Origin of the sequence: Bradyrhizobium sp. 197, from assembly GCF_023073375.1 — a bacterium.
GTDB lineage: Bacteria > Pseudomonadota > Alphaproteobacteria > Rhizobiales > Xanthobacteraceae > Bradyrhizobium.
This window is the reverse complement of record NZ_JADPJJ010000074.1, coordinates 187,833-200,132: the sequence shown is the minus strand read 5'-3', so window position 1 is coordinate 200,132 and position 12,300 is coordinate 187,833. Positions and strand designations below refer to the sequence as shown.

Genomic DNA, 12,300 nt, shown 5'->3' with positions numbered 1-12,300 from the left:
GGCGAAACGGGGCAAGCCGCGCGGCACACACTCAGTCGTTATCGCCCGCGAAAGCGGACGATCCAGTATTTCAGAGATAGTAATTTCTGAACCGAGAGGTTGCGGCGTACTGGACGCCCGGTCAAGCCGGGCGACGACAGCGTAATTTAAAGGCTAAGCATACCGCCCATGGCAGTGCTTGTACTTCTTCCCGGAGCCGCACGGACAATCCTCGTTGCGGCCGATCTTGCCCCAGCTTGCCGGGTTTTTGGGATCACGCAGCGCCGCATCGGTGGCCTGCGCTCCGAGCGAGACGTGGGCGAGCGCCATTTCGTCCTCGCCGGTGTTCGGATCGAACTTGTGCGCTTCCATCTGCGGCAGCACCGGGGCTTCCTGCTCCGGCGGCACGATCTCGACCCGCATCAGCTGCGCGGTGACGGCCTCGCGCAGATGCGCGCTCATCTCCTGGAAGAGATTGAAGGCCTCGGTCTTGTACTCCTGCAACGGATCGCGCTGGCCGTAGCCGCGCAGGCCGATGACCTGGCGCAGATGGTCGAGCATGATCAAATGCTCGCGCCAGAGATGGTCGAGCGTCTGGAGCAAAATGGTCTTCTCGACGTAACGCATCACGTCGGGGCCCCATTGCCCGACCTTGGCGGCCATGTGCTCGTCGGCGCGGGTCTCGATGCGCGTGAGCAGCTCTTCGTCGGCGATGCCTTCTTCCTTGGCCCAGTCCTCGACCGGCAGGTCGAGATCGAGCACGCGCTTGAGCTCTTCCTTCAAGCCCGCGACGTTCCACTGCTCGGCATAGGCATGCTCGGGCACATGCTTGGCGACGAGGTCGTCGATGAAGGCGTGACGCATGTCAGTGACGGTCTCGGCGACGCTGTCGTCCTTCATCAGGTCGACGCGCTGGTCGAAGATCACCTTGCGCTGATCGTTCTGGACGTTGTCGAACTTGAGCAAATTCTTGCGGATGTCGAAGTTGCGGGCTTCGACCTTCTGCTGCGCCTTCTCAAGCGCCTTGTTGATCCAGGGATGGATGATGGCCTCGCCCTCTTGCAGGCCGAGACGCTGCAGCATGCTGTCGAGGCGATCCGAGCCGAAAATGCGCATCAGATCGTCTTCCAGCGACAGGAAGAACTTCGAGCGGCCGGGGTCGCCCTGACGGCCGGAACGGCCGCGGAGCTGGTTGTCGATGCGGCGGGATTCGTGGCGCTCGGAACCCATGATGTAGAGGCCGCCGGGCTTCTTCACGGTCTTGGCGGGCTTCGAACCCTTCGCCGGCTCGATCTCGACCTCTTCCTCGGCCTTCAGCACGATGTCGCGGAAGTGCTCGATATCGGCCTTGATCTGTTCGATCTTCTTGGCCTTCTCGGCCTCGTCCTCGATGCCCCCGGTCTCCTGAAGGATCCGCATATCGAGCGAGCCGCCGAGCTTGATGTCGGTACCGCGGCCGGCCATGTTGGTCGCGATCGTGATCGCGCCGGGCACGCCGGCTTCCGCGACGATATAGGCTTCCTGCTCGTGGAAGCGCGCGTTCAGCACCGCGAACAGCTTGGCCGGCTTGCCGGCGCGGGCGGCGGCGTACAGCTTCTGCATCGAATTTTCGTTGCCGAAATCGATCTGCCGGTAGCCGTGCTTCTTCAGATATTCGGCGATCACTTCCGATTTTTCGATCGAGGCGGTGCCGACCAGCACCGGCTGCAGTCGCGCATTGGCGCGCTCGATCTCGGCCAGGATCGCGGCGTATTTCTCGTTCTGGGTGCGATAGACCTCGTCGTCCTCGTCCAGACGAGCGACCGACAGATTGGTCGGGATTTCCACGACCTCGAGCTTGTAGATGTCGAACAATTCGTCGGCTTCGGTCAGCGCCGTACCGGTCATGCCGGCGAGCTTTTCGTACATCCGGAAATAGTTCTGGAAGGTGATCGAGGCCAGCGTCTGGTTCTCCGGCTGGACCTGGACGTGCTCCTTGGCTTCCAGCGCCTGGTGCAGGCCTTCGGAATAGCGCCGGCCCTGCATCATGCGGCCGGTGAACTCGTCGATGATCACGACCTCGTCGTCGCGGACGATGTAGTCCTTGTCGCGGGTGAACAGCGTGTGGGCGCGCAGCGCCTGGTTGATGTGGTGCACGACGGAGACGTTCTCGACGTCGTAGAGCGACTCGCCCTTGAGCTGGCCGGCATCGCGCAGCAGCGTCTCGATCTTCTCCATGCCGCCTTCGGTGAGCGTCACGGTGCGCTGCTTCTCGTCGACCTCGTAGTCGGTCTTGTCGAGCTTGGGCAGGAAGCCGTCGATGGTGTTGTAGAAGTCGGAGCGGTCGTCGAGCGGGCCGGAGATGATCAGCGGCGTGCGCGCTTCGTCGATCAGGATGGAGTCGACTTCGTCGACGATCGCATAGAAGTGCGGCCGCTGGACCATGTCCTCGAGCCGGTACTTCATGTTGTCGCGCAGATAGTCGAAGCCGTATTCGTTGTTGGTGCCGTAGGTGATGTCGCAGGCATAAGCCGTCTTGCGCTCGGAATCGTCCAGGCCGTGGACGATCACGCCGGTGGTCATGCCGAGGAAGCCGTAGATCTGGCCCATCCAGGCGGAGTCGCGGCTGGCGAGGTAGTCGTTGACGGTGACGACGTGGACGCCCTTGCCGGCGAGCGCGTTGAGATAGACCGCGAGCGTCGCAACCAGCGTCTTGCCTTCGCCGGTCTTCATCTCGGCGATGTCGCCCTCGTGCAGCACCATGCCGCCGATCAGCTGGACGTCGAAATGGCGCTGGCCGAGCGTGCGCTTGGCGGCTTCACGGACCGTGGCGAAAGCGGGGACCAGGAGGTCGTCCAGCGTTTTGCCCTCAGCGATCTCTTTCCTGAAGTCGGCGGTGCGGGCCTTGAGTGCCTCGTCGGAGAGTTTCGAGACCTCGGGCTCCAGCGCGTTGATCGCGCTGACGCGGGACTGATATCCCTTCACCCGCCGGTCGTTGGCGGAGCCGAAAAATTTGCGGGCGAGCGCGCCGATCATGCCTGGTTCCTGTGTTCGCGATTCAACCGCGTTGCAGCCGAGAGGTTGTCACCCGCCTGCCCATCAACTCACCGTGACGCCTGGTGGCGCCGGAGCCCGGACTGCGGGGGGTCCATCCGCCATATGGGTGGGAGTTGGGCAAGTCTGGGTTCAACGGCCAAAAACGCAGCAAAATAAACGCCATCGCCATGGACGCGACCGGGCAGAGATATGGCCCGGTCAGGGCCTTGTCAACGGCGGGCGCATTGCGGCTAATTCATCATTTTGACAGACTTTTCGCGTTGCCAAGGCCCCCTGAATTGGGCGAGTGTCCGCCCCGCTCGAGCAGCCCCCTGCTTCAACAAAAGGATTTTCCATGACCACCTCGTTCCCGGTAACAACCGGCCAGCGTTTCCGCCACGCGTCCGCCCTGGCTGGCTGCCTCGCTTTGGCGCTGTCCCTGGCGTTCGCGGGTCCGCTCCGGGCCGCCGACGATCCGGTACTGGCGAAGGTCAATGGCGCGGAAATCAAGAAGAGCGACGTCGCCATGGCCGAGGAGGAACTCGGGCCGAGCCTCGCCCAGATGGACCCGGCGACCAAGGACGAGAACGTCCTGTCCTTCCTGATCGACATGAAGATCGTCGGCAAGGCCGCCGAGGACAAGAAGGTCGCCGACGGCGAGGAGTTCAAGAAGCGCCTCGCATTCGCCCGCAACCGCCTGCTGATGGACAGCCTGCTCGCCGGCGAGGGCAAGGCCGCCATCACCCCGGACGCAATGAAGAAGGTCTATGACGAGGCCTCCAAGCAGATCACCGGCGAGCAGGAAGTTCGCGCGCGCCACATCCTGGTCGAGACCGAGGACGAGGCCAAGGCGGTGAAGGCCGAGCTCGACAAGGGTGCCGATTTCGCCGAGCTCGCCAAGAAGAAATCCAAGGATCCGGGCTCGGCCGACGGCGGCGACCTGGGCTTCTTCACCAAGGAGCAGATGGTGCCGGAATTCTCGGCGGTCGCCTTCGCGCTCGAGCCGGGCAAGATCTCCGATCCCGTGAAGTCGCAGTTCGGCTGGCACGTCATCAAGGTCGAGGAAAAGCGCAGCCGCAAGGCGCCGGACTTCGAGCAGGTCAAGGCCCAGATCGAGCAGTATGTCACCCGCAAGGCCCAGGCCGACTACGTCGCCAAGCTGCGCGCGGAAGCCAAGGTCGAGCGGCTGGACCAGCCGGCCGATGCGGCAAAGGACGCCAAGCCGGCTGATGCGGCCAAACCTTCCGATGCCAAGCCCTCCGATGCGAAGCCCTCCGACAGCAAGATGGCGCCCCCGGCGAAGAAGTAAGAATTCGCTGTCACTTCACGGACGCCAATAGTATCTAACGTCGCAATGGCCGGGCCAAAAGTGCGAAGCACGTCTTCGCACTGGATGTCCCGGCCATCTGCATGTCCAGACCTCACCAAGGCGCCCCGATGTCCTCCTCCGTTTCTCCCCTCGCCCCGAAAAACGTTCCCGACATGCCCGTGATCGCGGGCGTCCGCCTTGCGACGGCCGAGGCCGGCATCCGCTACAAGAACCGCACCGACGTTCTGCTCGCGGTGATGGACAAGGGTACCGCGGTCGCAGGTGTCTTCACCAAATCGAAATGCCCGTCCGCGCCGGTGGAATGGTGCCGCGCCAAGCTGAAGGGCGGCAAGGCGCGGGCGCTGGTGGTCAATTCCGGCAATGCCAATGCCTTTACCGGCAAGACCGGCCGCAGCTCCACCGCGCTGACCGCGAAGATCGCGGCCAAGGCCGTCGGATGCCCCGAGGGCGAAATCTTCCTGGCCTCGACCGGCGTGATCGGCGAGCCGCTGGATGCGACCAAGTTCGACGGCGTGCTCGGGCGTCTCGCGGAAACCACCGAGGCCGGCGATTATCTGGCGGCCGCCAAGGCGATCATGACCACCGACACCTTCCCGAAGGTCGCGACCGCGACCGTGAAGCTCGGCAAGGCCAAGGTCACGATCAACGGCATGGCCAAGGGCGCCGGCATGATCGCGCCCGACATGGCGACGATGCTGTCGTTCGTCTTCACCGACGCGCCGATCGCGCCCGCCGCGCTGCAGGCGCTGCTCAAGAGCGGCGTCGAGGACACCTTCAACGCAGTGACGATCGACGGCGACACCTCGACCTCGGATACGCTGCTGGCCTTTGCCACCGGCGCTGCCGCCGAACACGGCGCGCCAAGGATCAGCCGCGCCGGCGACCCGCGCCTGAAGGCCTTCGTCAAGGCGTTCAACCAGGTGCTCGCCAGTCTTTCCGAGCAGGTGGCCCGCGACGGCGAAGGCGCGCGCAAGCTGGTCGAGATCACGGTCGAGGGTGCCAAGACCAAGACGTCGGCACGCAAGATCGCGATGTCGATCGCCAACTCGCCGCTGGTGAAGACCGCGATCGCCGGCGAAGACGCCAATTGGGGCCGCGTGGTGATGGCGGTCGGCAAGGCCGGCGAACCGGCCGACCGCGACAAGCTCTCGATCTCCTTCAACGGCATCCGCGTCGCCAAGAGCGGCGCGCGCGATCCGTCCTATGACGAGGCGCAGGTGTCGGAGGCGATGAAGGCACCGGAGATCTCGATCAAGGTCTCGCTCGGCCTCGGCAAGGGCCGCGATCGCGTGCTGACCTGCGACCTCACCAAGGAGTATGTCGCGATCAACGGGGATTACAGGTCGTAGCCCATCTCCTCGCCCCGTTCTTGCGGGGTGAGGGGCCGCTGCCGCATCGACGCTGACAACCGGACTCGCGGAGAGTCCCTCTCACCCGGATCAAATCACCCCGAGATCCGTGCGTCCGCGAGCGCCTTCCGGAACAGAGCGTTCATCGCGTCCGAAATGCCCTGGGTGGGGCTAACCTCGAAATAGAATCCTGGCGAAGCGCAGCTCTCCATGTTCTGCGCGATCTCGCTGTTCGGGGACGGCCCCCATGTCCCGGCGTTGAAGGGCGCGATCCAGTCCTTGTACCAGCTGTCAGTAGGAGGCTGATACGTTGTGTACAGCACCGCGACCTTGATACCGCGGTTCTTCAACGTCGTGCACAGCGCGGGATTGATAGGTGACTGACAGCGCGGCGCTATGTTTCCCCAATTCTTATTGTACATCGTCTTCAGGCAAGAGGCATTGCTTTCATCGGCGACGCCGTCCGATACAAAAAACAAATACTTCAGGGGGGCGGAAGATGTGCCGACTCCCGGCGAGGCGATTGCGCTATTGATTGCGGGAAAGATGGCGGTGAAGGGAGTATCCTTATCGGCAGTAAAAGCGTCATTCTGACCGGCGACCGACATCAGGTCGATGTTTCCCGCCGCAGTCTTGGCGGACGTCAGGCTCGACGAGAGCGAAAACAGATTTCTCAATCCGATCGTCGCTGACGCAGCGCCGAAATCGTAGATCGCCATCCTGAACTGGTTCGTGTAGGTCTGCGTGTTCCGGGCTGTGTCCATCAAGTTCGCGCTCGCCTGGCGCACCACGTCGATTCGGGTAGTGATGCCATTTGCTTTGGCAATGTCGTAGTTGCTTGTGCCGGCCTTCTTGGAGGTGTCGTGACACGCGAATGCGCATCCACCGGTCTTTGCCTGCAAATTCGTTATGTCGGTCGGTGTCGCTGCGACACCCATCGACGGAGAATTGTCCAACAGGAGATAGAAGTCGATATAGAGCGGCATGTTGGCCGTGGCCGTGGAAGTGCCCGACATCGCCACCGTGCTCTTGCCGATCACGCCGAGAAACATCGTGTTGATGGTCGCGGAAAAATTGACCGTCGAGGTTACCGTGGAGCCAGTCTTTGAGACGACCGGCGTCACGCTGGTGAGCGTGTATCCGTTCTGATTTGCCCGGTTGGCGTCGAAGATGTTCTTGGCGTCGGTGACTCCGGCCGCAATGGATCCGTCCGCCATCATGGTGCCAGCCGCGAGGTACGCCGGCGAATTCTTGGCAATCGAACCGACGCTGGCGGCGTCCGCCGCAGCCTGCAGCTTGGATCTGATCTGCGTCGCCCGCGAATAGTCGATCCCGCAGCCGACCGCGGTGATCAGCGGGACGCAGGTCAGCGCGAAGATCACTGCGATATTGCCGCGTTGATCGAGACCGAACCGTTGGAGAATTGTGCGAAGCGCGGCACGCATAGGTGGGGATCCCGGAATCTGAGCTTTTCCACTCTAGGAACCGTCGATTAAATATGACTTATGGAGACCTCGGAAACCGGGCCGTAACGGGTTAACGGACCGTTACGGATGATCTTCAGCGAGCGACATTCCAGGCATGGCCGATCTCAAACTGACACTGGTGGTGGCCTGCGCGCTTGTCGATGCCGACAAGCGCGTCCTGATCGCGCAGCGCCCCGAGGGCAAGACGCTGGCCGGCCTCTGGGAATTTCCCGGCGGCAAATGTGAACCCGGCGAGCGGCCGGAGCAGAGCCTGATCCGCGAGCTCCACGAGGAGCTCGGCATCACCGTCGCCGAACCCTGCCTGGCCCCGCTGACCTTTGCGAGCCACGGCTACGAGACCTTTCATCTGTTGATGCCGCTCTTCATCTGCCGGCGCTGGGAAGGCATTGTGACGGCGCGCGAGGGCCAGAATCTCGCCTGGGTTCGCGCCAACAAGTTGCGCGACTATCCCATGCCGCCAGCGGACATTCCGCTGATCCCGCATCTGATTGATCTGCTGATGTGAGGCCGCGCTGGTGCCCCGGACGCAGCGCAGCGCTCCTTCAGCGATGCGCTGTTGAGCCGGGGCCCATGCTTGCCGCAGGGCTGGGTCCCGGCTCTGCGCAGCAGCGTAAGAACGCTGCAGCGCGTCCGGGACACTCAGTCCCCTCTCGCCTTCTTCACCGCCTCCGCCAGGCTTGCCTTCGCCGACCCCGGCTTCAGCGGCTGCTGCTGGCTCGCATGCGGGGCCCAGCCCGAGAGCCAGATGATGTCGAATGTCGCGCGAATGCGGCCGTCGGCATCGGCAAAGCGTTCGGCATAAATCTCGGCCATCCGCAGCAGCGTCGCGCGCCGCGACAACGTGCGGCGCCGCTCGATCAGCACATTGGCCGCGCCCATGCGGCGGAGATCCTGCATCAGCGCGAATGCATTGGCGTAACGCACCACGACGCGGTCGACATCGGTGACCGGCAGCGCAAAGCCTGCCCGCTGCAACAGCGCGCCGACGTCGCGCAAGTCAGCGAACGGCGCCACGCGCGGCGACACGCCACCTTCGCATTCAGCTTCCGCCGTGGCGAACGCCTGCCGCAGCTCGGTCAGGCTGTCGCCACCGATCATCGCGGCGAGCAGCAGACCATCCGGCTTCAGCGCACGACGGATTTGCGCGAGCACGCCTGGCAGATCGTTGACGAATTGCAGCGCCAGCGCCGACACGACAAGGTCGAGGCTCTCCGGTGCAAAGGGAAGTGTCTCCATACCCGCTGCGTCGAGCGCGATCCGCTCGACGCAAGGCAGTCGCGTGCGCAACGCCGCAAGTCCCTCGCCGGGCGTCCAGAGATCGGCTCCCGCGTGAAACTCGCGCATCACAGCAGCCAGCCGGTCCGACATGTCCTCGGCGACCCGATCGAGCAGGAAGGTGACCTCGCCCTGCGCCTGCGCGCGCCGCTGCCGCGCATGCAGCAAGGCGCGATCGAACAGAGCGGGCGGGGTCTGGGAGGGCTGAACCATGCCGCTGGTTACGCCGATCCAAGTCGTTCTGGCAATCGTCTCTCTCGTGTCCCGGACGCGGTGCGGCACGCAGTGACGCTCCGCAGAGCCGGGGCACGAGAGTGCTGCTTGAGCCGACAAGCGCGGAACGCTAGCTTCTCCCCATGGACGCCTCCGCTCCTTCCCGCTCACTTTCCGCACCCTTGCGGGCCGCATGGACGGCCGGCCGCCATGCCCTGTCGCGTGCGGCGCGGCTCGCGCTCGACATCGCGCTGCCGACCTTGTGTGTGTCCTGCCGCGAGCCGGTCGATGGCGAGGGCGTGTGCGCGGCCTGCTGGGCGCGGCTATCGTTCATCGAACGGCCCTACTGCCCGCGGCTCGGCATTCCCTTTGTGTATGACCCCGGCCCCGACATGCTGTCGATGGAGGCGATCGCGAGCCCACCGGCCTACCAGCGGGCGCGCGCCGCGGTACGTTATGACGACGTCGCGCGCACCCTGGTGCATGCGCTGAAATACCAGGACCGCACGGATTTGGCGCCCGCCATGGGCCGCTGGATGGCGCGCGCGGGCGACGAGCTGCTCAGCCAGGCCGATATGCTGGTGCCTGTTCCCCTGCATTGGCGAAGGGCCTGGCGCCGCCGCTACAACCAGTCCGGGGCGCTGGCGCGGATTATCGAGAGGCAGAGCGGAGTGAAAGTGAAGGCCGAGGTGCTGCGCCGGGTACGCGCCACCGAGCAACAGATCGGCCTGTCGCGGGCCCAGCGCGCCACGAATGTGCAGGGCGCATTCCAAGTATCGCCCGACCGTCAGGCGGAGGTCCAGGGTCGGCGCATTGTCCTCATCGACGACGTCCTGACCTCGGGTGCGACGCTGGATGCCTGCGCGCGGGCCCTACTCCGCGCCAAGGCGGCCCAAGTGGACGTGCTGGTCTTTGCCCGGGTTGTCGAGAGCCGGTGAAGTCCCATATAATTCAATGAATTCATGACAAGAGAGCGCCAGACAACATGACCGCTGCTGTCGAGATCTACACAAGGCCGGGCTGCGGCTATTGTTCCGCCGCCAGGTCCCTGCTGACCCGCAAGAAGGCGACCTTCACGGAGTTCGATATCGCCAAGAACCCGTCCTGGCGCCAGGAGATGTACGATCGCGCCGGCGAAGGCACGACCTTCCCGCAGATCTGGATCGGCGGAACCCATGTTGGGGGCTGCGACGAACTCTATGCGCTCGACCGCGGCGGCAAGCTCGACGGCATGCTTGAACCTGTGAAGGCGGAGTCATGAACGAGATCGGGACCTTCACCGCGGCCATGGTGCAGATGCGCACCGGCCTGATGCCCGAGCCGAGCCTCGCGCAGGCCACCAAACTGATCCGGCAGGCTGCGGCCAATGGCGCCGACTACGTGCAGACGCCCGAAGTCAGCAACATGATGCAGGTCAACCGCAAGGCGCTGTTCGAGCACCTCCAGAGCGAAAACGACGACAACTCGCTGAGGGCCTACCGGGCGCTCGCGGCGGAGCTGAAAATCCACATCCATGTCGGCTCGCTGGCGCTGCGCTTCTCAGAGGAGAAAGCGGTCAACCGCTCCTTCCTGATCGGGCCCGAGGGCAGTGTGCTCGCGAGCTACGACAAGATCCACATGTTCGACATCGAGCTGCCGGACGGCGAGAGTTATCGCGAATCCGCCAATTACCAGCCGGGCGAGACCGCCGTGATCTCCGACCTGCCCTGGGGCCGCGTCGGGCTGACGATCTGCTACGACGTGCGCTTCCCCGCGCTCTACCGCGCGCTGGCCGAGAGCGGCGCATACTTCATCACGGTGCCCTCGGCCTTCACCCGCAAGACCGGTGAAGCGCATTGGCACGTGCTGCTGCGTGCACGCGCGATCGAGACCGGCTGCTTCATCTTCGCCGCCGCGCAGGCCGGCCTGCATGAGAACAAGCGCGAGACCTATGGCCATTCGCTGATCATCGATCCCTGGGGCGAGATCCTCGCCGAGGGCGATGTCGAGCCGGGCATCATCATGGCCAGGATCGATCCGGCCAAGGTCGAGACCGCGCGCCGCGCAATCCCCTCGCTCCAGCACGGCCGCCGCTTCGGCGTCGCCGATCCCAAGGCCGGGCCGGACCATCTGCACCTCGTGCGGGGATCGGCATGATCCGCTACGCGCTCCACTGCGACCGGAACCACGACTTCGAGAGTTGGTTCCAGAGCTCGTCGGCATACGATTCGCAGGTGAAGCGCAAGCTCGTGACCTGTCCGATCTGCGGCTCGGCCAGGATCAACAAGGCGATCATGGCGCCTCGCATCGTCGGCAAGAAAGGCCGCGGACCCGCGACGCCGCCCCCGGAGCCCGTGGCTGCGACCACGCCCGAGGCTACACTGTCCGGACCGACCTCGCTGATGATGGCGCAGGAGAAGGAGCTTCGCACCAAGCTCAAAGAGCTGCGCGATCACATCGTGAAAAACGCCGACAATGTCGGCGAGCGTTTTGCGAACGAGGCCCGCGCGATGCATTACGGCGACAAGGAGCACCGTCCGATCTACGGCGAGGCTTCGCCCGACGAAGCCAAGTCGCTGATCGACGAAGGCATCGAGGTGTTGCCGCTGCCGACGCTGCCGGAAGACCGGAACTAAACTGCCACCAGCACCGCCACGCCGACCACGATCAGCCCGATGCCAAGAATCTCGCGTGCCGCGATTGGCTGCTTGAACGAGTAATACGCCACGGCCTGCGCGAACAGCACCTCGATCAGAGCGAGCGTGCGGACGTTGGCGGCGGCCGTCAGCGCGAACGCGAGGAACCAGAACTGCGAGGCGAACGCGCCCATGAAGCCCGCGAGCAGCGAGGGCTTCCACAGCCCCAAAATCGCCTGAAGCACCTTCGGCGCGCGCCAAAGCAGATAGATCGTCAGGATCAGCGTCTGCACGAACAGGCCGAGCACCAGCGTGAACGATGCTGCCGTTACAAAGGACACGCTGGGCACGTTGATGATAGCACCGCGGAAACCGACCGCTGACAACGCGAACGCCGCCGCGGCGACCAGACCGGTGATGGTCGGCTTGAGTTCGGCAAAACTCTTCTCACCGCCGGGCCGCAGCGCGGTGACGACGACGCCGATGGTCGCGATCACGATCGCCAGCACCTTGAGCCAAGTCAGGTGATCGCCGAGGAAGACGAAGCCGAAGATCGCCGTCTGGATCGCCTCGGTCTTCAGGTAGGCCGTCGTCACCACGAAGGACCGGTCATTCATCGCCAGCAGCATCAGGCCGGTCGCCACGATCTGGCTGAGCGCGCCGAGCAGCAGCCACGGCCAGAACACGGTCGGCGGCATGCCGAGATAATCGCCGGTCGCGACCAGCACCACGGCGAGAAACAGCAGCGAGAACGGGAAGCCGAACAGGAAGCGGATATTGGTCGCGCCCCAGGTCCCCAGCGGCTTCGTCAGCGACCGCTGCATCGCATTGCGCGCGACCTGGCCGAGCGCGGCAATGACGGTGAAGGGAATCCAGAGGCTGGCGATGGTGAACATGGGGGATGGCGAGTGGGTGAGAGAGGAAGTTGAGGCAACGTGCCGCTAGCGCTCAAGCAGGTCAATCACGCGGATGTCATGGGTGCGATGCTTGCGCGGCAAATTCAGTGTCGTCCTGGACAAGCGAAGCGCTGATCCAGG

11 protein-coding genes are annotated in these 12,300 nt (G+C 64.2%); 7 read left to right on the top strand and 4 right to left on the bottom strand.

The annotated features are described in order from the left end of the window. Positions 1-153: 153 nt before the first annotated feature. Positions 154-2,994: a preprotein translocase subunit SecA gene (gene secA, locus IVB27_RS17710; protein WP_247340140.1), complete on the bottom strand. Its 2,841-nt coding sequence runs from the start codon at positions 2,992-2,994 to the stop codon at positions 154-156. A 355-nt stretch (positions 2,995-3,349) separates the two neighbouring features. Here secA and IVB27_RS17705 point away from each other — a divergent pair, with 355 nt between their 5' ends. Next, a complete protein-coding gene (locus IVB27_RS17705) occupies positions 3,350-4,303 on the top strand; it encodes a peptidylprolyl isomerase (RefSeq protein WP_247340148.1) in 954 nt (317 codons plus the stop codon). A gap of 128 nt (positions 4,304-4,431) precedes the next feature. Then, the gene (argJ, locus tag IVB27_RS17700) at positions 4,432-5,673 is read left to right on the top strand and encodes a bifunctional glutamate N-acetyltransferase/amino-acid acetyltransferase ArgJ (RefSeq protein ID WP_247340150.1); all 1,242 of its coding nucleotides are present in this window, start codon (positions 4,432-4,434) and stop codon (positions 5,671-5,673) included. A 95-nt stretch (positions 5,674-5,768) separates the two neighbouring features. On the opposite strand, the gene IVB27_RS17695 is transcribed toward argJ, so the two are convergent. Beyond that, complete coding sequence (locus IVB27_RS17695) at positions 5,769-7,118, bottom strand: TadE/TadG family type IV pilus assembly protein (RefSeq protein WP_247353126.1); 1,350 nt, start codon at positions 7,116-7,118, stop codon at positions 5,769-5,771. Between the two features lie 136 nt (positions 7,119-7,254). Here IVB27_RS17695 and IVB27_RS17690 point away from each other — a divergent pair, with 136 nt between their 5' ends. Continuing rightward, positions 7,255-7,665: a (deoxy)nucleoside triphosphate pyrophosphohydrolase gene (locus IVB27_RS17690; RefSeq protein WP_247444660.1), complete on the top strand. Its 411-nt coding sequence runs from the start codon at positions 7,255-7,257 to the stop codon at positions 7,663-7,665. Between the two features lie 134 nt (positions 7,666-7,799). Here the strand turns inward: IVB27_RS17690 and IVB27_RS17685 are convergent, their stop codons facing one another. Then, positions 7,800-8,648 (bottom strand): methyltransferase domain-containing protein, encoded by an 849-nt coding sequence (locus IVB27_RS17685; RefSeq protein WP_247444659.1) that lies wholly within the window; start codon positions 8,646-8,648, stop codon positions 7,800-7,802. 143 nt (positions 8,649-8,791) lie between these two features. On the opposite strand from IVB27_RS17685, the gene IVB27_RS17680 reads away from it, so the two are divergent. The 4 genes from IVB27_RS17680 to IVB27_RS17665 are packed head-to-tail and all read left to right on the top strand — an operon-like array spanning position 8,792 to position 11,263. Further along, positions 8,792-9,586: a ComF family protein gene (locus IVB27_RS17680; RefSeq protein WP_247444658.1), complete on the top strand. Its 795-nt coding sequence runs from the start codon at positions 8,792-8,794 to the stop codon at positions 9,584-9,586. A 47-nt stretch (positions 9,587-9,633) separates the two neighbouring features. Further along, positions 9,634-9,909, top strand: coding sequence for a glutaredoxin 3 (grxC, locus tag IVB27_RS17675; protein WP_247444657.1), 276 nt, complete (start codon positions 9,634-9,636; stop codon positions 9,907-9,909). Next, the gene (locus IVB27_RS17670) at positions 9,906-10,784 is read left to right on the top strand and encodes a carbon-nitrogen hydrolase family protein (protein ID WP_247444656.1); all 879 of its coding nucleotides are present in this window, start codon (positions 9,906-9,908) and stop codon (positions 10,782-10,784) included. The genes grxC and IVB27_RS17670 overlap by 4 nt, the downstream gene beginning before the upstream one ends. Beyond that, positions 10,781-11,263 (top strand): DUF1178 family protein, encoded by a 483-nt coding sequence (locus IVB27_RS17665; protein ID WP_247444655.1) that lies wholly within the window; start codon positions 10,781-10,783, stop codon positions 11,261-11,263. Before IVB27_RS17670 ends, IVB27_RS17665 begins: the two co-directional genes overlap by 4 nt. Here the strand turns inward: IVB27_RS17665 and IVB27_RS17660 are convergent. Beyond that, a complete protein-coding gene (locus IVB27_RS17660; protein WP_247444654.1) occupies positions 11,260-12,159 on the bottom strand; it encodes an EamA family transporter in 900 nt (299 codons plus the stop codon). The two genes, IVB27_RS17665 and IVB27_RS17660, sit on opposite strands and share 4 nt — an antisense overlap. Positions 12,160-12,300 lie beyond the last annotated feature (141 nt).

Bases quoted from the DNA above. Each gene is read 5' to 3' on its own strand.
- IVB27_RS17695 (WP_247353126.1), bottom strand. From the start codon at position 7,118: ATGCGTGCCGCGCTTCGCACAATTCTCCAACGGTTCGGTCTCGATCAA.
- IVB27_RS17685 (WP_247444659.1), bottom strand. From the start codon at position 8,648: ATGGTTCAGCCCTCCCAGACCCCGCCCGCTCTGTTCGATCGCGCCTTG.
- IVB27_RS17670 (WP_247444656.1), top strand. From the start codon at position 9,906: ATGAACGAGATCGGGACCTTCACCGCGGCCATGGTGCAGATGCGCACC.
- IVB27_RS17705 (WP_247340148.1), top strand. From the start codon at position 3,350: ATGACCACCTCGTTCCCGGTAACAACCGGCCAGCGTTTCCGCCACGCG.
- IVB27_RS17665 (WP_247444655.1), top strand. From the start codon at position 10,781: ATGATCCGCTACGCGCTCCACTGCGACCGGAACCACGACTTCGAGAGT.
- IVB27_RS17680 (WP_247444658.1), top strand. From the start codon at position 8,792: ATGGACGCCTCCGCTCCTTCCCGCTCACTTTCCGCACCCTTGCGGGCC.
- IVB27_RS17660 (WP_247444654.1), bottom strand. From the start codon at position 12,159: ATGTTCACCATCGCCAGCCTCTGGATTCCCTTCACCGTCATTGCCGCG.
- grxC (WP_247444657.1), top strand. From the start codon at position 9,634: ATGACCGCTGCTGTCGAGATCTACACAAGGCCGGGCTGCGGCTATTGT.
- secA (WP_247340140.1), bottom strand. From the start codon at position 2,994: ATGATCGGCGCGCTCGCCCGCAAATTTTTCGGCTCCGCCAACGACCGG.
- argJ (WP_247340150.1), top strand. From the start codon at position 4,432: ATGTCCTCCTCCGTTTCTCCCCTCGCCCCGAAAAACGTTCCCGACATG.
- IVB27_RS17690 (WP_247444660.1), top strand. From the start codon at position 7,255: ATGGCCGATCTCAAACTGACACTGGTGGTGGCCTGCGCGCTTGTCGAT.